This window comes from Deltaproteobacteria bacterium, from assembly GCA_016931625.1.
GTDB lineage: Bacteria > Myxococcota > XYA12-FULL-58-9 > XYA12-FULL-58-9 > JAFGEK01 > JAFGEK01.
This window is the reverse complement of the sequence record JAFGEK010000102.1, coordinates 1-19,592: the sequence shown is the minus strand read 5'-3', so window position 1 is coordinate 19,592 and position 19,592 is coordinate 1. Positions and strand designations below refer to the sequence as shown.

Sequence of the window (19,592 nt, the reverse complement as noted above, 5' to 3'; positions counted from 1 at the left end):
GTACGTGTACTTTTTGTAAATTATCTTGATATTTCAACTAACTATAAACGGTTAATCGGCCTGAGCAATTTTTGAACGCGCACCCCTAATATGAAGCAATTAATTTAAAGCTAACCAAATTTTTTCAACTTGCATTTGTGTCGATGCTAAGGTGCCGCTAGCATCAATAACCCAAGTTGCACGTTGGCGTTTTTGATCAAGCGGCATTTGTGAGTTTATCCGTAATTCAGCCTCAACTTTAGTTAAATGGTCGCGAACCATCAAGCGCTGTAACTGTAACGCAAACTGCACCCAAACTACGATGACACCATTCAACTTATTTTCAAGATTATTTTCAAATAATAGCGGAATATCATAGATAACCAGCTGAATGCCTTTTTTGCTTAACTCTGATATCTGTTTTTCAACAGCTAAATGCACCGCAGGATGGGTAATCGCCTCAAGTGCTGCACGCTCTTCTGCATTTGCAAAAACCCGCGCACCCAACTTGCAGCGATCGATTTCACCTACATCTGTTAAAACACCACAGAAGCGCTGTTCAATTTCATACGCTAGTGGAGAAACTTTGCCATTAACTGGTGCAATGAGATCATGATAAATGACATCGGCATCAAGTACGCTCGCGCCCAGCGCGCAAAACATACCTCGCACTGTAGTTTTTCCACTAGCAATACCGCCAGTTAGTCCAATGATTCGCACAGAAGTTTAAACTGTCGCTAATAGCATTTTTCAAGACACGTCATATACGAATTTGTTTCACCAGTAAAAGCTGCCTTAAGCACATCGCATGAAGCATCGTTGACGCATTCAGCAGCGCATTTAGCCGCACCTTCACATTTAACGTTTTCGTTTTCATCAACTTCCCAGGTAGTTTCGCCATCGTCACCACTGTCTGAAACAAGACCGCAATCTTTTATTTTATTAGCCGCTTTTTCACAGACATCTTCACCACATGAAGCTAAAGCAAACATAGCTGCAAGAACGCTAAATAAAAGTGCCTTCATTAATAATCTCCTTAAAGTCAGTTGATGTTACCTTTTGCGATAAATAGACTATACAATATAGAAATATATTCACCATGATTACTTTAAATTAATCTAGAATCATAAAGATACCTGAGCGTCTTTCAGGTCATTGAATCGTAAGCCCGCGGTAAAAAATGCTATTATACCTACAATAATCGTCGGGATTAATTGTATTGAATGATAAACCAAAGCAAAAGCTAAGGCTTGAGTTTTTTCTACGCCAAGAAAACTTAAAGCTAATACAACCGAAAATTCAAAAGTACCAATATTTCCTGGAGCCGCTGGTGCTAAAATACCTACATTTACTACCATCAATATTAAATATGCCGCTAGTAATGATAGTTCTAATGACATTGCTCGTAAACATAGCCACACCATAAGACCTTGTCCTAGCCAAATTGCAATGGCAACAATCATAACTTTACTTAGCTGCCACGGACGCCTCAATACCGAAAAACCTTCAGCCATACGAGATAGGATGCTCTTTAGTAAATCACGCCAACGCAATGGTAATGGTATTTTATCGATCCAGATATATTTGCTACCTTTATTGATTAATATTCCTAAACCCAAAAGCCCCAACATCACACCGCCTAAAATCCAAGCGGTCGAACGAAACCAATATGGTGTGGGTAGTAAAAATGGCAGCACAACTAACACGACAACCATAGATAAGCCTTCAATAATTTTATCAACGCCGAGACTTGCAATAAGCATCGCTTTGCTGACTCGTCCACGTTTACCCAGCATTATTGCGCGAATGATATCCCCCGCCCGCATTGGCAATATATTATTTGCCATAAAACCAATGACCGTCGTCAATGCCACTAACAAATAACCTACTTTCTGTGTGGCACTAATGATTAGCTGCCAACGCCAGGCTTTAAGCGCGATTATGAAAAAATTTATAAATGCAACTACTAACAGTAATGGTAATTTGGAGACAATTAGACTTTGCCATAAACCTTGAATATCTACATCCCAAAAAGTCCAAACCAATAGCGGTACAGTGAGCAATAAGCCAATAATATTCCACAACCGATAACCTGCCCGCTGCATACTTTTATGGCCTTTCTTAAAAAAAATATTTATGGGGTTGTCCCTAAGCAAAAAGTTCAGGAATTGTAACAAACTTATACCCAGAATGCTGAGCAAATGGGATAAACTCAGATAATGCCGTAACTGTTGATGAACGATCAAGATCAGGGTTTATACCATCACCATCATGAAGCAAAATGATGGCACCGGGTTTTAATGCTTTTTGTAAACGACGTACAAGTACCGCAGGTATTGGACGCTCTGAGTCCCACACGCCACTAGTCCAAGCGATCAACTGATAACCATATTTACGAATGCATCGCATCAAAGTTATGGATTTAAATCCATGCGGCAGCCGCAGCAACGCATGATTTCTTACTTTAGCTATTGGCGCCAGTATAGCAGCACTCATGGTGAATTCTCGACTTATTTCTGCTTCATTTAAGCGATGCATTTTATGGTGAGAAAAACCATGGCTACCAATTGCATGGCCCATAGTACGAGTTTGGGCGACAATGTCAGGGTGTCTTTGGGCGTTTTCACCAAGAAAAAAAAAAGTGGCTTTGATTTTATATTTTGCCATTATTTCAAGTACTTCTTTGGTATACAAACTTGGGCCATCATCAAAAGTAAGGGCTATTAGTTTATGCTTTGTTTTTAAACGCCACAAAGTCAAACCCGTTGGATCAAAACGGGGTACGTATACAAATAAAAAATAACCAGCGGTAATCACATAAAAAGTTAACAATTGTACAGACAAAATAAAAGATTGCGAAGCTAGCCAAAAAATACTAAAAAATAATAGCGACAATAGGCAACTTACCGCAATTATTAGTAAAATACGAAGACGCAGTGGCATTAGGAAGGGTCTCCACCTAAATTCAAGTTAACGAAAAAATTGAATAAAGCGCCAAGACCAGATATCGAGTATTGTTTAATGCATCAACTTATTGGCGAACTAGTAAACAACCATTGTTGTTTGACTAGATAAAAGGAGAAGACGATGAGAACTATTAAATTGCTCATCATTTCAATTCTAACTATAGCCCTTATAGCAGCGCCTGATTATGCCGATGCCGCAAAAAAGAAACGAAAAAAAGGCGCAAAACGTGCAACGGTGACTAAGAAAAAAACTGAACCACCGCCTGAAACAGCACCAGAGCCAGTCGAACCTGCACCTACCCCAGCAGCAGCCCCGGTAAAAACTGAAGCTAGCAGCACTAGCGATACTGGCGAACCTGCTTGGACCGCTTCACCTGCTCCTGAAAAAGAGCCGGCATCATCTTCAGCCTCATCTTCTGATTCGTCTTCGTTTGGCAGCAGTAATTATTCTTCAAATCGTGATACCTTTGGTTTAGCAGACCAAATCGTACCGCTTGGATCGATATATTTCAGCTATAATACCGCCGGTGAAGGCACTAATACTTTAAATATTGCGCCAGGAGCACTTTATTTCATCATGGATAATATTGCAGTTGGTGGCAAAATTGCCTTTCACCGATACGGTTATGATGGTGGCAGTCTTTCTTCCTTTGCCTTTGAACCGCTAGCTGGCTACAATCTTGAACTAGGAGATAAGTTAACTTTTCTACCTCAACTTGGGATAATTTTTGATCACTCTTTTGGTGATGCTTCAGCCACTTTTATTAACTTAGATGTTTTTGCCCCAGCACTTTACCATATTACTTCGCATTTCTTTATCGGCGCCGGACCAGGTTTAATTTATAACATCATTGTTCCAGATGGATATGACCATAGTGCTATAATTCAATTAACTACCATAATTGGCGGATATTTTTCGCTTTAAACAAAAAGTAATTAAAGCGGCAGTTCGTTTTGGCAAAGTTGCAGAAGCGTCTGCCGCTTTCGTATTAATTGCAACGAACCGTCTTCACGTACCAACACCTCAGCGGCTTGTGTGTATGAGTTATAGCCAACTAACGACATACTTGAGCAATATGCTCCAGCCCCACCAATAATAACGTAATCGCCTATATTTGGATTTGCCATCGCCCGCGGCGCAATATGGCCTTGGGCATCTAGCGTTTGTGAATCACCGCTTTCACAACAACGACCCGCAACCACAAGCTTATTGTTAGAACTTACTTGTGGATCAAACTCACTTGAGAGCAAACAACCATCACGCGATACTACATAAAATGGATGACGTGACCCGTATAGCAAAGGACGAGTTATGGTTTCCATGCCTGCATCAAGAATTAAAAACTCAAAACCATTTTGGCCAGTTGTTTTTTTATCAATAACTACGGCTACAACATAACCAGCATTAGCAATTAAAAATGTGCCAGGTTCAACTACCATCGTAAGCTGACGCCCAGTACGAGCAGCAAAAGCTTCAAATTGCTGTTTGGCATATATCCCAAGTTCGTTGATATCAGCAGCGCTCTCATCAGGCATGCGCGCTTCTTTAAAACCACCACCTAGATTTACCCATTTCGCCTCAGGAAAATAGCGTTCAGTTATCTCAAGCATCCGTTCAATATTTGCACGCCATACCTGAGGATCACCACCAGAGCCAATATGACAATGAACTTGCTTAACCACAATCTTGCGTTCACGAACTATAGCGAGCAAATTCTCAATGTTGCCTAAATGATTGCCAAAGCTTGAATAATCATCACCAGTATTGCGAGTAACACTTTCACCAGTACCTATACCTGGATTAACTCGCACAGAAATAGGGAGCTTTTCTTTTTGCACAAAATCAGCAATTAGCTCTAATTGCTGTTGTGAACAAACATTATATAACAACCCCTCTTTCATCAGGCACTCAAGTTCTTTGCGGTCATCACCCATGGGTATATCTTGGGTAGTCAACATTATTCGCTGGGCTTTTATGTTAGCTGCAATTGCTCTTTGCACTTCGTTAAACGAACTAGCATCAATACCAATATTCTCGCTGGCAATTATTTCAAGTAGCGCCCGACTACTATTGGCCTTCATGGCATAGCCAACATACAAACCAAATGCGCTGGGAATAGCCAAAACCGCACGACATTTAGCGCGCAATAATTTCTCATCGTATACATAAAGTGGCGTGCCATACTTTTCTATTAAGTCAATAATATTCTGTGTAGATAATGATCTTACTTGCATATTTGCATTCATAACTTCGCTACTCTTTCATCTTTTTTATAGATAAGCCTATAAACGTAAATTTTGACTTATACTTGCCATAGCAGCTTCGACATTTTCACGATGACCAAAAGCGCTTAAGCGAAAGAAACCCTCACCACTTGGACCAAAACCTGAACCCGGAGTGCCAATTACGTGTGTTTCATTTAGTAATTTGTCAAAAAACTGCCAACTTTTCATACCATTAGGGGTTTTTAACCAAACATAGGGGGCGTTATCGCCACCGAAACAAGTAAGACCTAATTTGGTCAAAGTTTCGCGAATTAGCTTTGCGTTATTCATATAATAATCAACTACTTGCTGACATTCACTGCGACCTTGCTCTGATAATGCTGCAAGAGCACCAGCCTGAGCAATGTTAGATGCGCCATTAAAAAAAGTACTTTGACGACGTGTCCATAATCTATTGGCTTTACCCATATCATTATCTTCGATAACCAATGTCTTAGGAATGACACACCAACCCAAACGTATACCAGTAAAACCAGCAAATTTTGAAAAGCTATAGATTTCAATGGCGCATTCTCGCGCACCTTCAATTTCATAAATACTTCGTGGTAATTTAGGATCACAAATATAATCACGATATGCTGTATCAAATATTATTACCGCCTTATTCTTTCGTGCAAAGTTAACAAATTGTTGAAGCTGTGCACGTGTTGCAACATTGCCGGTTGGATTATTTGGGGAGCATATATAAATCAAATCGGTTTTAATATCTGGTACTGCTGGAAAAAAACCATTTTGCTCATTGCAAGGCATATAAATAAATTTAGTATAAAGTTGCTTATTCGCATCGTAAATACCCGCGCGTCCAGCTATTACATTAGTATCAACATATACTGGGTAAGCGGGGTCTTGTACTGCCACAACAGCATCAGTACTGAAAATACTCTGAATATTGCCGCTATCTGGTTTTGCGCCATCACTAACAAAAATTTCGTCACAATTTATTGTCACTTTAAGTCGCGCATAATCGGCTGCAATGGCTTCACGAAGGGATAGTTCACCTAATTCACAACTATCACCGTAGCCGGTATAAGTTTCACGTTTGCTTAAGGCGTCAATACGGGCATGCATCCCCGCTGCAATACTTGGTGGTATTGCTTCAGTAGTATCACCAATGCCCATACGTAAAAGTTTGGCTTTTAGATTTTTTTCAGCAAACGCCTTAGCGCGCCGGGCAATTTCTGGAAATAAGTAACCTGCTGCTAATAAGTCATAATTTGAGTTTAACTTTGCCATAAATTACTCACCTAAATAGGGGGTGTCCCTAGTATAATTGCATGCTAGTAGCTTTAATTTATTTTGCTTAAAGATCTACCGAAAACGCCTCTTTGCTTATCATACCGTCAGCTACTTTAGTAACTGGGCCGCTCATTTTAATTGTATAATCTTCATGCACGGTAATGCCTAGATCACCACCCGGCATATGCACAGTTATTTGTTCGTCACATAAACCTAAACGCCGCGCTACTGCAGCCGCTGCGCTACTGCTACTACCAGAAGCTAAGGTATAACCAGCGCCGCGCTCCCAAATTTCAATTTGAATATCATTACGACCTAAAACCTTCATAAATTGCACATTGGTTCGATTAATAAAACGTGGCTCGACTTCGATTTGCGGCCCTAAGCTTTTTGCTAAATCGCTCGAAATTTCATCTAAATGTATAACACAATGAGGGTTACCTACGGTAGCAGCGCAATAACATAATTCTTTGCCGGCAATAGTCATATTTTCATTGATGACTTCTCGCTCATCGCCGGTAAGTGGTATCTGACGACTATTAAAACTTACCTGCCCCATATCGATATCGACTAACCGACCATTGTCATACACTTGCGCGTTAACGCAGCCACCACGAGTTTCAATGGCAAAAGGCTTTTGTCCGACTTGGCCTTGATCAAATAAAAATCGCGAGAATATTCGCAATCCATTACCACTTTTTTCTGCCTCACTACCATCTGGATTAAAAATTCGTAAGGCAAAATTGGCTTTATTGCTAGGTAATGGCCCCCAAAGGATGCCATCAGAACCAGCACCGTAGTTACGGTGACAAATTAACTTTATTTCAGCGGTAGTAAGTTCGCGTCCCAATTCTTTGGGTTCAATAACTAAGTAGTCGTTACCTAAACCATGATATTTAAAGTAGCGCATTTTAGGTGCTCCTAAAGTTAAAAAGTGCTCCTAGCTTGCCCAGAAAAAGAATTCAAGCGGTTATGCGCCCGAAAGACAGTATCTATTCGTAATTAACGCGTTATTTGTGCTATCTCTGTAATATGAAATTAAGTTTTGATTTTTTAGTTTTTTTTACAGCTTTATTTTTACCATTAAGTATATTTGCTGCCGATAACCACACTAAACCCAAATTATTATACCCTTATATTGAAAATGGAAGTGTTGGTTATTTTGATGAAAAATTGGCAGTAATTATTAAGCCAAACTTTGTTGACGGTCTACCTCAATCTGAAGGTATGGCAGCAGTATGTGTTAATGATTTGTGGGGATATATCGATAGCAATGGACATATAGTGATTAAACCCAATTTCACACAAGTACAAAGTTTTTTATCTGGTTTCGCCGCTGTGCAGAAAGATGGCAAATGGGGCTTAATTAATCGCAAAGGAAAATTTACCGCAGAGCCCAAATGGGATGAATTACGACCCGTGCATGAGGGTTTGGCGCCAGCACGTCGGGCAGCTAAATGGGGATATATTGATGTACAAGGCCGAGAAATAATTCCTCTGCAATTTGATGATGCTCATCCTTTTATTGAAGGATTAGCAAAAGTAAAGCAAGGTGAAAAATGGGGGTTTGTGGCACATAATGGTCAATTACTAAACGGCTTTCGCTACGATGATGCTTGGTTTTTTTCAGAAGGTTTAGCTGCAATAGCAATAGGTGACACCTGGGGTTATATTGATACGAAAGGTCAAGAGGTTGTTGCCAGGCGTTATACTAAAGCGTTTCCTTTTCATAACCGACGTGCTGCAGTCTATATTGCCAGTCATCTTGTTTTTATCGATAAGCATGGCGGAGGTGTCGATTTTAGCCATCCTGGTTACTATAATCCACGTCCGTTTATTGATGGTTATGCAGCACGTATGGATACACGCATAGGCAAACTCTCTTGGTATTACCTTAATACCTTTGGCTTGAGTTTCTTGGGTACTGGTTTTAATACTAAGTACCCTCTTGATAGTACGTTTACCCATAACTTTTCAGAAGATTTATGTGGGGTAGAGATTGGCGGACTTTGTGGTTTTATGGATCGCAGCGGTAAGTTTGTGGTTCGGCCAGCTTATTCAAAAGCGCGAGCATTTTCAGAAGGGCTTGCTGTAGTACAGTGGCGTGATAAATGGGGATATATTAATAAACAAGGCATGGTAGTAATCCCTATACGCTATAACTATGCATTCTCTTCATTTAAAAAAGGTAGAGCTGAAGTGATGGAGAACGGAAAACATTTTATCCTTGATACTAGCGGTAATATTGTCGATCCATCGTCTATTGTTTATAATCATAAAGCCCCAAAACCAGATCTGTCGGGTTTACATCCCATTCGCAGAAACAAACGTTGGGGCTTTGCTAATGCTGCTGATAAAATCGTCATTGCCCCACGTTATGCTCGCGTTGAACCATTTAAAGATGGCATTGCAAAAGTGACTATGGCGGATTCGCCTCGTTGGGGACTTATCAATACTAAAGGTGAATTATTATATAGCACTTATATGTCTAGATAAAAGCTTAAAACCTTCGCTTGTACTATAGAGCACAGCCGTGTAATTTCGCCCGACTCTTAGGTACAAAAATTTCATGGTCATAAATAGTTTCGCACCAAACAAAACCAAATTCACCATTGCGAAAGCGCTGTTCATTATCTTTATCCCACTGTAACTCTTTAGTAACCACTACTGCTAAAATGTCGTCAGGGCGTTTTAAGCGTTTAACTGGCAATGACCAATCAGGCAACCAACCAATTTCTCTAGGGACATAAATATAATATCTTGAAAGGACAATACCATTAGCACGTGCCGCATAACTACGCAAATGCTCCCCAAATGCTATCTCTGTTGCGGTAAGACTACAGTTGTAGTGTTCGATATCGTCATTATGTGCCTCGTGCATACGGGGGATATCTACTACGGCAAAACATATCAACAAAACAACCATAGCTATCATAGTAGCATAATGCATTGGCCTAATCATTTTATTTTCAATATATATACGCACCATACTTCGTAAACCTAAAAAAATAAGCGGCCACATCATAGGTATCGCATAACGAGAGACATCAATACGAACTGCGCCAAAGAGATAGCTAGAATAAACCGCAACAAATATTAAAACGGGAATGGTGGTACGGTCTTTTTTCCAGATGCCGTCGACAATTCCGAATAGCACCAAAAATGCGCCAACGATGCCAAAACCTCGACTCCCCCAAAGCAGCGGCCACCATTGCCACAATGAAGAAGTACCGTGGATATTACGTTTATGTTGCGACAATAAGCCGGTAATTACTTTTGCTGCATCAACAAATAAATAGGGATTCACCACTAGAAAAGCCGCGAGAAAAAGTGCACTAGTAATTAAAAGCAGCCTAATCAGGTGACGACGGTTATGCCAATAAATAAAAATTAACCATATGCTCATGGCCACAATAATAAAAAATCCAAAAAGCTTAGTTCCCGCCGAAAAACCCGCCAGCAACGCAGCTATCTTAATATATTTATCATCACGACGCTCAGCGCCAAGCATAAGAAACGCTAATGACGCCTGATTAAATAACAACAATAAAGCATCAGGATGAATTCGCGACGCCCAGAGTATAGTTTCAGGATGCCACGCCATCCAAAATGATAAGATTAAGGCAGCCCATAAACCATACTTAATCCGCGAAAATAGCCATAGAGTCAGAAGCAAAGCGAAACACGAAATTATTAGTGACAAAAAACGCAAAGCAATGATGTGAAAAAATTCTAGACTGTCAGGGCCAATTATCGCCCGCATGGCTGCTACAGTATAAGGATATAATCCAGGGTACACCCGAAAACCATGATATAGTGAGCCTTGGTCGACCATATTCCAAACATGATAGGTAATAAGATATTCATCATGCATGGCAAAATTCATATAACGTACGTCTTGAGCGCCATCATCGAACAAGGGTAAGCTGTGCGCGGTTAACAGTGTGCATAACAAAATACCAATTAACCATTGGGCACGCTTGGTCATGATCCATTCGTTTAAATTATGTTTAATTATTATTTTCATTAAAAATTTACCCCTAAAGTGACACTTATTAGTATAATCTTTATACGTTTATGCCAATTGTAACCATCACAATATATAAGTTTACAGCACAAAAACGCATTACTGGCTTCACGTTTAATAGTTCATGGTTATGTTGCCATTATCTAGTTGCTGGTCATTCATATCATTTGCCAAGGAACAGCCATTATATTTTCATCTAGTTGCGTTAACATATGACGCAACAAGATAGATTTGCCGTTCAGCCGCGTACCAAAAAGTAAGTGTTTTTAAGCCAATCTACATTATACTCATACGAAAATATTTCTTTGCCTCTTGACGGCGTAGCATAAAGTATTCCCATAAGTTTAGGCCCCGCGGTTGTGACCCAATCAGCCCAAACTTCAATGCTTAATCGATCATTTTTTAACCATTATCATACCGATATAGGCGCCCGTGCTATAAGTGGCAATCATTAACTTATCAAAATGATATGCGCTGATTAGTTATTACTAGCGAGCCACTTGCAAAAATACCATAATAACCTTTTCATCGTCACCATCGCGAACGCGGGGGTCCATAACATATTGTTTTTACATAACATTCCTAGATTCCCGCTTTCGCGGGAATGACGTTATATTTGCTATAATTGGAAATCATAGGGACTTTTGCAAGTGGCTCTTCTGTTATTTTTAAAAGCAATTGTCGAGACTATTGATTAAGACCAAAATACTTAGACACCACTATTTTAGCGTGTACGCGTCGGTTGACGAGCTTTATGACGTATTCGCCCTATAACTTCAATTCGCGGTGGGTTTTGATCAGCAAGAATGACTATCTGGTTATCTAATATATTAGCCGATGCTGCTGACAGTCGTGTTCCAAAAACCTCAGACCCGCAGGTTTCTAACAACATTAAAATATCGCTAGTGTAATGTCCAAAGCGGCGATGATAAGCGTCGAGTAAAGCACGAATGTCTTTTTTAATGCTGTTTTTAATTTTCGTTTCAGCCATTCTTTCAATAGTACGACGTGCAGCTTCTTCGCGAGCTTGTTCTTTTCGTAATTCTTTGGCACGTTCAGTAGCACTTTGAGGCATAAACGAATCTATTCGCCACATAACCAACTTCTGCGTTCCCAAGATCACCATTATGGCTAAGAAAAATGCAGCAAAACCATTACTTGTTGGTTGCGCAACCTTTATCGGATGACTTTCAGATGCAAGATCAGACAAAGTACGTTGCTTTTTATCGATAAAGGGAAAAAGCGCTGTTATTATAATGATATTATGGATAAGCAATACAATTGCGCGGCGTAAAAATAAGCCAAAATTTTCTGCCTGATTACCATTGTTGTCAACTATAATAATGCCTCTTTGTAATTCACCGCGAGTCGCACTGTGGATGAGTGGAATTCTCACATATTCGTACCAAAAAGCCGCAATGAATGCGGCAAGCGTTAATAGTCCAATAATAGCTTGTGCCGAATTATTAATACGCGCCATGCGAAAATAACCACTATTGAAAACGGTCACCATGTCATCACCATAGGCAATAGTGACCAGCATAACGATTACGAGTCTGGCAATCGCCACTATAACCGCCACACGACAGTTGGTAATAATGTAAGCTAAAAATCGATCTTTTAGGGTAGGGATCTTAGTTGCTTCTGCTTGCTCTTCTACTATTTGCGATTCTGAAGTATCTGCTAACCCTGCTACTGCATTACTATTAATATTTGCCAAGGCAACATTTTCATTGTGCTGTGCAGCGGCACGTACACGAAACTTGCTTTTAATAACACCACAACGAGGACACTCATCTGATAGTGAACTGTCGGGCACTCCATTACCTGCAATTAAAGGTGTACTCTTATAACCGCAACGTGGGCAGGGATCAGTATTAATACTATCTGTTGGGGTATTTTGTGACATTGAGGTTTGCGGACTCGTTGTCGATTTATCCATAATCTCAAAGCTTAGCGCGGTCCAAAGTTATGTTCCAACATATGTAGCCGCGATTAAGTTTTGTTACTTTATATATTTATTGCCGGTATTCGCTTATCTACTGCTTTAACTAATTCCACGACATGACTTGCCGACAATGCCAATGCCTTTTTGGCATTTGCATCAAGCTCAACTTGTAGCACTTTTTCAACCCCTCCTTTACCAATTATGGTTGGCACTCCAAAATAAATGCCATCACAGTTATACTCACCCTGACAATATGCCGCACAAGTTAACACCCGTTTTTGATCGCGCAGGTATGCTTCTGCCATACAAATGGCACTTGCTGCTGGCGAATAATATGCGCTTCCGGTTTTAAGTAACGCAACGATTTCACTGCCGGCTTTTCGAGTTCGTTCAACTATGGCATCAATTTCTTCTTGTTTTAATAATTGCGACACGGGAATACCACCCACGGTGCACAGCGACACTACTGGCACCATATCATCACCATGACCACCTAAAACAAACGCGGTTACATCGCTGACCGAGACTCCTAGCTTTTTCGCAATAAAAAAACGAAACCGTGCAGAATCAAGCACACCAGCCATACCTACTACTTGTTGTTTTTGAAAATTTGCTACCCGTGAAAAAGCATGCACCATTGCATCAAGCGGATTGGCAATAATAATGGCAAAAGCATCAGGAGCATATTGTTTAACGTTTTTTGCCACCTCAACAATAATGGGCACATTTACATCAAGCAAATCATCACGACTCATTCCTTTTTGACGAGGTCTTCCCGCAGTAACAATAACTACATCGGCATCATGAATTTGCTGCCAATCTGAGGTGCCCAAAATATTGACATTCAATCCATCAACCGCAAGTAGCTGGCCAATATCAAGAGCTTTGCCTTTAGCCATGCCTTCTAACGAGGCAATATCAAAAAGTACGATATCCCCAAGTTCTCGCATGGCGGCTAAAAGTGCTAAATTTCCGCCTACTTGGCCGACGCCAAGAAGTGCTATTTTGGGGCGATTTTGCTTGCTAATCATCTTAAGTTTCTCCTACTTTTTAACCATATAAAAATAAATTAGAGTTATTAACTCAGTAGATGGGGTAAAGTAAGACATGGAGGTTCTCATTCTTTTGACATCTAGTACACCGCGCATATTGGTAGTTGAAGACGACCCTGTCGTTGGTGAACTTTTTAATGAATTATTACCTCCTGCAGGTTATATCGTTGATCTTGTATATGATGCCGAAGCCGCGCTTAAAAAACTCGAAAGTATTACTTATGATCTTATAATAACCGATAAAAATTTACCTGGTTTATCCGGTTTAGATTTATTAAAACGCATCCATTCAACTTATGAAGACTTAGACGTAATATTAATGACTGCCTTTGCTGACATGGATAGTATGTTGTCAGCCATTAATGCAGGTGTATATGATTATTTAGTCAAACCTTTTAACTCGCTTGATGATGTTGTATCTACTGTCGGTCGCGCTCTTGAAAAACGTCGTATTCTGCTTGAAAACCGACGTCTAATCGCAAATCTACAGCAAGCAAATCAACAAATTGAAACCATGAACCACAACCTCGAACTGCAAGTACAAGAACGCACCCACCAGCTTGTCGAGGCTAATTTTCGTCTTGAACAATTATCAATAACAGATGATGTGACCGGTTTATATAATCAGCGCTTTTTATTCTCGCGCCTTGATGAAGAATACCGCCGCGCCCGTCGCCATCATGATACCTTAGCAGTAACGATGATTGATATTGATTTTTTTAAGCAGGTTAACGATCAGCACGACCATCTTTTTGGTAGTCGCGTACTTAAACGCTTTGGTGTAGTTTTGCAAAATGGTGTTCGAGACGTAGATTTCGTTTCACGCTATGGTGGGGATGAATTCACTATAATTTTACCCCACACTAACATGCAAGATGCACTGCTGGTGGCCGAACGCCTGCGTGCCAATATTGAAGACCAAAACCTAGGTGATCCACACGTACCTTGTCACGTTACCATGTCTGTTGGAGTAGCTGCCATCGACTCTAATATAGTCGATAGTTCGCGTGCCTTATTGCGAGCTGCCGATAAAGCACTATATTTAGCAAAATCAAGTGGCCGTAATCGTGTAGCTTTTTTAAAAAAACCTGACGAAAACCAACCTAATTAGGGATGTCACCATACAAAATAATATTTTTTACGGCGATTCTCGTTGACTATATCCTTTTCGGATGCTTCTGCTATGGCGGTATAATAGATTTGGAGGGGATGTATGTCTTCTCATATTGCATATGCGCATAATTTAACTAATATCACTGATCCTAATAAAACAAATCCTCAAGTTTTACGTGATAATATTACTATTTCTGAGCACCAAACACATAGCGAAACCGAGCGGTTAGCTCATATTGGACGCATGCTAACCAGTGTTGCTCATGATTTGCGCAATCCTATGGCAGTTATTTCAGGTTATGCCCATCTCATGGCGCACTCAAATGTTGAAACAGAGCGGCGCCATTGTTATGCGCGTATTCTACACGAAGTCGAAGAGATCAATGCCATGATCACTGACCTGTTAGCATTTGCTCGCGGTGATTCATATTTGCATCCAGCAGCAGTTGCTTTAATCGAATTGCAAAAAGAAATTGAAGACAAATTAAGCATACAGGCACAACCACGTGGTATTATCTTAACTGTTAAAATTGCTAAACCCGGAACTATTGTTGTTGACCTTGGCAGAGTTAAACGGATTGTATCAAATCTTAGTCGTAATGCCATGGAGGCATTAGAACGCGGTGGACGTGTAGACATCGATTTTAGTATTGATAACGGTTCGTTACTATTCAACGTGAGTGATAACGGTCCTGGTCTATCTGAAACTCTTATGCAACTTTTTCAAGAACCTTCTACTAATAAAACTGATACGCATAATTCATGTAGTATTAGTCAAAATGTAATTCCTGCACTCACAGAAACTAATAATGATATTAAAAACCACTCTGATATAAATTTAAACTTTAATACAAGTAACGTAACTGCCGGTTTTTACAATAGTTTTAAAAATGTTGGTACCGGACTTGGACTTTCTATTGTTAAACGCTTTGTTGCAGACCACAGTGGTTCTATAAAGGTAACCAGCAAAAAAGGGCGTGGTACTACTTTTAGTATACGCTTGCCCTCATTGGCTGCAGCTCACAAAGTAGGGTCAATGTGAACGAAACTGTTTCAATAGAGCAATTTGGCAAATATAAGTTACTGCGCAAAATTGGTGCTGGTGGCATGGCTGAAGTTTTTCTTGCCATAAGTAATGATACCGAAGCTTCTACGCCTATTGTCGTTAAACGCCTACACGATGAACTCGAACGCGACCGTGATGCGGTAGATCTTTTTCTAACCGAAGCTGATGTAACTATAATGTTACGTCACCCCAATATTATTCGCGTTTATGATTCTGGCGAAGCTGAAGGTCGTTACTACATAGCTATGGAATATATTCAAGGTCGCGATCTTGAACGTATTAGCAATCGTCTCGCAGAGAAAGGGATTAATATTGCTCCTGATGCCGCTGTTCACATAATGGCCCATGTATTGCGCGGTCTTGAATATGTACATCAAGCTGTAACCCCTAACGGACGTCCTCTGGGTATCGTACATCGTGATGTAACCCCATCTAATATTTTTATTTCTGCTGAAGGTGAAGTTAAACTTGGTGATTTTGGGGTAGCTAAATTAATCGCTATTGAAGGTTGGACTATACAGGGTTCTATTAAGGGCAAACTTGGATATCTCTCGCCAGAACAAATTCGCGGTCAACTGCCTAATCAATCAATTGATCTTTGGTCTACTGCAGTTATTCTCTTTGAACTTCTCACCGGTGAACGACTATTTACCGGTGATAATGAATTACAAGTTATGTTACGCATTCGCGATGCAAAAATACCCGCTTTACGTAAACGACGACGAGATGCCCCAAAACCATTAGAAAAAATTCTTAAACGTGCCTTACATCGAAAAGAACGTAAACGTTTCGCCACCGCTGCTGACTTTGTAAATGAATTAGACAAATATATCAATAAATACGGGCATAATTACACACCAAAAGAACTAATCAGTTATCTCAGTAGCATTCTCGCTTAAATAAATTTCGCGAGCATGACGATTAGATAAATAAAGAGTAGCAAGAATGAATCGTCGCTCAAAAGCAGGATTTAACAGCCCTTTTGTTAAACTAAAAAAACTTAATTCTAAAAGTGACAAAAAACCGACGCGTGCGACTTCAGAATCAAAAAATAAAATAAATGCAGATATAAATACAAACAGCAACACCCTAACTACCGATGAAAGTCAAATCTTCTTTAACGCTATGAGTGGTGTAAAATCAATCTCCCATAAAACAACTCGTATAGAACCGCAAAAAAATCTTGAACGTATTATTCCCGACGATGAAGCCCTTGCTTTAATGGAACTTGAAAGCCTCGTTCGGGGCGAGAGCCCATTTGAATTAACTGCTGGTGATGAATTTATTTCTGGTGTTGCACCCGGAGTAACTCACGAACTTTTACATAGTTTAAAAAAAGGCAGCTTTGCTTTTCATCGTCATCTTGATCTCCATGGTATGCACCGCGATGAAGCTCATAATATATTAAGCACATTTATTACACGAGCTCGAGCTGATAATGAACGTTGCGTATTGATCATTACCGGTCGTGGCAAAAGCTCACCTGATGGTATTTCGATCCTTAAAGAAGCATTGCCGCGCTGGTTATCACGCGCGCCTAATCGTCCTCATGTATTAGCTTTTTGTACGGCATTGCCAGTACATGGCGGTCCCGGCGCTTTTTATGTTTTGCTAAGACGCCCCGGTGTTAAACCTTTTGGGGTGCAGGCTTAATGAGTGAATTAGCATATATTGCAATCGCTGCGATCGCTCTGCTAATCTTGGTCACTAAAGGTAAAATACTTAGTGTAATCTGGACTGCGGCAATTTCAGTTTTTGCCGAACTTGATTTAGCCGCAACTCGCTTTATCCAAATGCTGCGCCCACCACGTTTTGTAATACTTGGCTCATGTTTCCGCTGTGGCGAATGTTGCCGGATGATAATGGCACATCCCCCACGATTAATTCTTAATCGCCCTACCCTATTGCGATTATTCAGTTGGTTTCATTATGCACTACATGGTTTAATCGAAGTGGCTCGCGGTCCAAATGGCGAAATAATTTTTAGTTGCTTGCATCAACGGCCTGATAATCGCTGCGGTATTTATAAACGTCGACCATTGTTTTGTCGCAAATATCCTAAAAAACCTTTTTTTGAACAACCGCAAGTATTGCCTTCTTGCAGTTACCAAGTTGCACCCTTAGTAGTAGCACGCATGAAAAAACGCTTAAGCTTGCCGATTCTCAACCCTGGTGTAACTGTACATCATCCCACAAGATTACAACGTGATGCTGCCGGTCAAAATGAAGATTTTGAATGGCTCGATGATACCTTTTAATCGTATCCTTGCGGTAAGGATGCGTAAAAAAGTTGCAATAATGCAAACCGCCCTAAATCCGGCATACGAAATACCAAAGAGCCAAAGAGGAGCCAAAGAGGGACACTGTTTTAAGGCCAAAGAGGGACACTGTTTAAGCCAAAGAGGGACACTGTTTTATAGATAAGCCAAAGAGGGACACTGTTTTATAGATATAAGCCAAAGAGGGACACTGTTTTATAGATATATGCGTATATGTTAATGTTTGTGAATTTTTGTTCTGGGATTTTACATTAATACGAGATTTAAGATTTATTTTTTCTCAATTTGTCTGTTTGCATTACTTTTAGTTTGTTTACTTTTTTTAAGTTATTAGTATCTGTTGTAATTAAAATAAGATTTGTCCGAATTGCCTTTTTAATAATAACCACAAAATATTATATTCTGTTCTTATTTGTCTCTCGGCTTTTAATCGCTAGATAATTATAAAAATTCTATTCAAGCACCTCGCTGCGGTCGAAGGCACAAATATATACCATCCATTTGTGGTATCGGATTTTTGCGGCGAAGATACTGCCCGGCGTTTCTGACTTTGTTTAGTTTTTCGCTTACAAATTCAGCCGAGCCTATTACAACCCCATCAGTAAAATGACGTATGCGTTTTTTAAACATCCCTGCTGAAGTAAAACCACGCGCTTCTTCTTGTTTTAGCAAACGTGTTGATATCGCTGCTTGATTGTCTTTGGTCGGCACATTGCCACGGTAATACACGCAAGCTTTATATTCTTTAATTGCGGTACTATATTTGGTTTGCCCAGTAATTTCGCTGATTGGTGCCATCCATTTGTCGTCTTTTACTTCGCGATAGTATATTGATGAACCTTCGTAATCTTCTGGACGTTGAACAATACCAGCGCGAACAGGATTTAGCTCTACATAAAGAAGGCAGTCGAACATGGCTTTTTCGTCTTCGAGCAGTACACTTTTAAAACGGTCAGACCAAAATCTGCCACGTCGGTTGTAGGTGTCATTGTACCATCTAGCTATTTTAGATTGTAAGCTTCGCATAAATTCGGATACATCTAATATCCGCTGGGTAAAATGCTTCCAATTTGCCTCTGCCCAATTATTGAGTAGTTCTTTTTTGTAAAGCAATGATGCCCGTTCTATAAGCTCTTTTCGTGGTATAGGCCTTGGCCCATCCATTTGAATGACTAGATGATAGTGATTGCCCATGATGCTAAAGCCAAGCACTCTCATGCAAAAGACTTTAGAAAAAAATTTGATGAAATTAATTACGTTACGACGGCATTGTTTATCATTAAGCGGATAATCACCGATTACACCTCCAGTTCGCCCACATAGGTGATAATAAGCTCCACAATTTTCAGCTTTTACTCGTGCTAGTCTGGCCATTGAATCCCCCAAAAAAATTAAACTAATCTATTAATATAAATTCGCAGTCTTTGTAGACTTAGCAACATATATGAATTTGAACAAATAATAATGTCAATACAAATAGAAATGAAAACAGAAAATATAGGTAACTAGGTAAATATAGAACAGAAAATATAGAACAGTGTCCCCTTAGTTCTTAGTTCCTAGTTCCTAGTTCCTAGTTCCTAGTTCCTAGTTCCTAGTTCCTAGTTCCTAGTTCCTAGTTCCTAGTTCCTAGTTCCTAG

At 40.0% G+C, this 19,592-nt stretch carries 18 protein-coding genes; 7 read left to right on the top strand and 11 right to left on the bottom strand.

What is annotated here, in order from left to right; translation table 11 throughout:
• Window positions 1-99 precede the first annotated feature (99 nt).
• From JW841_09325 to JW841_09310, 4 genes are all read right to left on the bottom strand, one after another.
• On the bottom strand, window positions 100-699 hold the full coding sequence (locus JW841_09325; GenBank protein ID MBN1961135.1) for a dephospho-CoA kinase: 600 nt from the start codon (window positions 697-699) through the stop codon (window positions 100-102).
• 17 nt (window positions 700-716) lie between these two features.
• The gene (locus JW841_09320; GenBank protein ID MBN1961134.1) at window positions 717-1,004 is read right to left on the bottom strand and encodes a hypothetical protein; all 288 of its coding nucleotides are present in this window, start codon (window positions 1,002-1,004) and stop codon (window positions 717-719) included.
• Between the two features lie 99 nt (window positions 1,005-1,103).
• Window positions 1,104-2,084: a flippase-like domain-containing protein gene (locus JW841_09315; protein MBN1961133.1), complete on the bottom strand. Its 981-nt coding sequence runs from the start codon at window positions 2,082-2,084 to the stop codon at window positions 1,104-1,106.
• Window positions 2,085-2,127: 43 nt separating this feature from the next.
• Entirely contained in the window at window positions 2,128-2,922 is a 795-nt protein-coding gene (locus JW841_09310; GenBank protein ID MBN1961132.1) for a polysaccharide deacetylase family protein, read from the bottom strand.
• 144 nt (window positions 2,923-3,066) lie between these two features.
• Here JW841_09310 and JW841_09305 point away from each other — a divergent pair, with 144 nt between their 5' ends.
• A complete protein-coding gene (locus tag JW841_09305) occupies window positions 3,067-3,870 on the top strand; it encodes a hypothetical protein (protein ID MBN1961131.1) in 804 nt (267 codons plus the stop codon).
• Between the two features lie 11 nt (window positions 3,871-3,881).
• On the opposite strand, the gene JW841_09300 is transcribed toward JW841_09305, so the two are convergent.
• The 3 genes from JW841_09300 to JW841_09290 all read right to left on the bottom strand — a co-directional run bounded on the left by JW841_09300 (window position 3,882) and on the right by JW841_09290 (window position 7,377).
• The gene (locus tag JW841_09300) at window positions 3,882-5,192 is read right to left on the bottom strand and encodes a diaminopimelate decarboxylase (GenBank protein MBN1961130.1); all 1,311 of its coding nucleotides are present in this window, start codon (window positions 5,190-5,192) and stop codon (window positions 3,882-3,884) included.
• A 36-nt stretch (window positions 5,193-5,228) separates the two neighbouring features.
• Window positions 5,229-6,464, bottom strand: a complete 1,236-nt coding sequence (locus JW841_09295; protein ID MBN1961129.1) for an LL-diaminopimelate aminotransferase — start codon at window positions 6,462-6,464, stop codon at window positions 5,229-5,231.
• Window positions 6,465-6,531: 67 nt separating this feature from the next.
• Window positions 6,532-7,377 (bottom strand): diaminopimelate epimerase, encoded by an 846-nt coding sequence (locus JW841_09290; GenBank protein MBN1961128.1) that lies wholly within the window; start codon window positions 7,375-7,377, stop codon window positions 6,532-6,534.
• A 122-nt stretch (window positions 7,378-7,499) separates the two neighbouring features.
• On the opposite strand from JW841_09290, the gene JW841_09285 reads away from it, so the two are divergent.
• The gene (locus tag JW841_09285; GenBank protein MBN1961127.1) at window positions 7,500-8,963 is read left to right on the top strand and encodes a WG repeat-containing protein; all 1,464 of its coding nucleotides are present in this window, start codon (window positions 7,500-7,502) and stop codon (window positions 8,961-8,963) included.
• Window positions 8,964-8,985: 22 nt separating this feature from the next.
• Here JW841_09285 and JW841_09280 read toward each other — a convergent pair whose 3' ends face one another.
• From JW841_09280 to mdh, 3 genes are all read right to left on the bottom strand, one after another.
• Entirely contained in the window at window positions 8,986-10,494 is a 1,509-nt protein-coding gene (locus tag JW841_09280; protein MBN1961126.1) for a glycosyltransferase family 39 protein, read from the bottom strand.
• A 724-nt stretch (window positions 10,495-11,218) separates the two neighbouring features.
• Complete coding sequence (locus JW841_09275) at window positions 11,219-12,436, bottom strand: RDD family protein (GenBank protein ID MBN1961125.1); 1,218 nt, start codon at window positions 12,434-12,436, stop codon at window positions 11,219-11,221.
• Between the two features lie 68 nt (window positions 12,437-12,504).
• On the bottom strand, window positions 12,505-13,473 hold the full coding sequence (gene mdh / locus JW841_09270; GenBank protein MBN1961124.1) for a malate dehydrogenase: 969 nt from the start codon (window positions 13,471-13,473) through the stop codon (window positions 12,505-12,507).
• Between the two features lie 94 nt (window positions 13,474-13,567).
• On the opposite strand from mdh, the gene JW841_09265 reads away from it, so the two are divergent.
• From JW841_09265 to JW841_09245, 5 genes are all read left to right on the top strand, one after another.
• The gene (locus JW841_09265) at window positions 13,568-14,605 is read left to right on the top strand and encodes a diguanylate cyclase (GenBank protein MBN1961123.1); all 1,038 of its coding nucleotides are present in this window, start codon (window positions 13,568-13,570) and stop codon (window positions 14,603-14,605) included.
• Between the two features lie 102 nt (window positions 14,606-14,707).
• Window positions 14,708-15,649 carry a HAMP domain-containing histidine kinase gene (locus JW841_09260; protein MBN1961122.1) on the top strand — a complete coding sequence of 314 codons (942 nt, stop codon included), beginning with the start codon at window positions 14,708-14,710 and terminating at the stop codon, window positions 15,647-15,649.
• Entirely contained in the window at window positions 15,646-16,572 is a 927-nt protein-coding gene (locus tag JW841_09255) for a serine/threonine protein kinase (GenBank protein MBN1961121.1), read from the top strand. The genes JW841_09260 and JW841_09255 overlap by 4 nt, the downstream gene beginning before the upstream one ends.
• Window positions 16,573-16,618: 46 nt before the next feature.
• Entirely contained in the window at window positions 16,619-17,326 is a 708-nt protein-coding gene (locus JW841_09250) for a Smr/MutS family protein (protein ID MBN1961120.1), read from the top strand.
• Window positions 17,326-17,931 (top strand): YkgJ family cysteine cluster protein, encoded by a 606-nt coding sequence (locus tag JW841_09245; protein ID MBN1961119.1) that lies wholly within the window; start codon window positions 17,326-17,328, stop codon window positions 17,929-17,931. The genes JW841_09250 and JW841_09245 overlap by 1 nt, the downstream gene beginning before the upstream one ends.
• Window positions 17,932-18,408: 477 nt before the next feature.
• Here the strand turns inward: JW841_09245 and JW841_09240 are convergent, their stop codons facing one another.
• A complete protein-coding gene (locus JW841_09240; protein MBN1961118.1) occupies window positions 18,409-19,326 on the bottom strand; it encodes a hypothetical protein in 918 nt (305 codons plus the stop codon).
• Window positions 19,327-19,592: the final 266 nt, after the last annotated feature.

Bases quoted from the DNA above. Each gene is read 5' to 3' on its own strand.
- JW841_09320 (MBN1961134.1), bottom strand. From the start codon at position 1,004: ATGAAGGCACTTTTATTTAGCGTTCTTGCAGCTATGTTTGCTTTAGCT.
- JW841_09315 (MBN1961133.1), bottom strand. From the start codon at position 2,084: ATGCAGCGGGCAGGTTATCGGTTGTGGAATATTATTGGCTTATTGCTC.
- JW841_09310 (MBN1961132.1), bottom strand. From the start codon at position 2,922: ATGCCACTGCGTCTTCGTATTTTACTAATAATTGCGGTAAGTTGCCTA.
- JW841_09305 (MBN1961131.1), top strand. From the start codon at position 3,067: ATGAGAACTATTAAATTGCTCATCATTTCAATTCTAACTATAGCCCTT.
- JW841_09300 (MBN1961130.1), bottom strand. From the start codon at position 5,192: ATGAATGCAAATATGCAAGTAAGATCATTATCTACACAGAATATTATT.
- JW841_09295 (MBN1961129.1), bottom strand. From the start codon at position 6,464: ATGGCAAAGTTAAACTCAAATTATGACTTATTAGCAGCAGGTTACTTA.
- JW841_09290 (MBN1961128.1), bottom strand. From the start codon at position 7,377: ATGCGCTACTTTAAATATCATGGTTTAGGTAACGACTACTTAGTTATT.
- JW841_09285 (MBN1961127.1), top strand. From the start codon at position 7,500: ATGAAATTAAGTTTTGATTTTTTAGTTTTTTTTACAGCTTTATTTTTA.
- JW841_09280 (MBN1961126.1), bottom strand. From the start codon at position 10,494: ATGAAAATAATAATTAAACATAATTTAAACGAATGGATCATGACCAAG.
- JW841_09275 (MBN1961125.1), bottom strand. From the start codon at position 12,436: ATGGATAAATCGACAACGAGTCCGCAAACCTCAATGTCACAAAATACC.
- mdh (MBN1961124.1), bottom strand. From the start codon at position 13,473: ATGATTAGCAAGCAAAATCGCCCCAAAATAGCACTTCTTGGCGTCGGC.
- JW841_09260 (MBN1961122.1), top strand. From the start codon at position 14,708: ATGTCTTCTCATATTGCATATGCGCATAATTTAACTAATATCACTGAT.
- JW841_09250 (MBN1961120.1), top strand. From the start codon at position 16,619: ATGAATCGTCGCTCAAAAGCAGGATTTAACAGCCCTTTTGTTAAACTA.
- JW841_09245 (MBN1961119.1), top strand. From the start codon at position 17,326: ATGAGTGAATTAGCATATATTGCAATCGCTGCGATCGCTCTGCTAATC.
- JW841_09240 (MBN1961118.1), bottom strand. From the start codon at position 19,326: ATGGCCAGACTAGCACGAGTAAAAGCTGAAAATTGTGGAGCTTATTAT.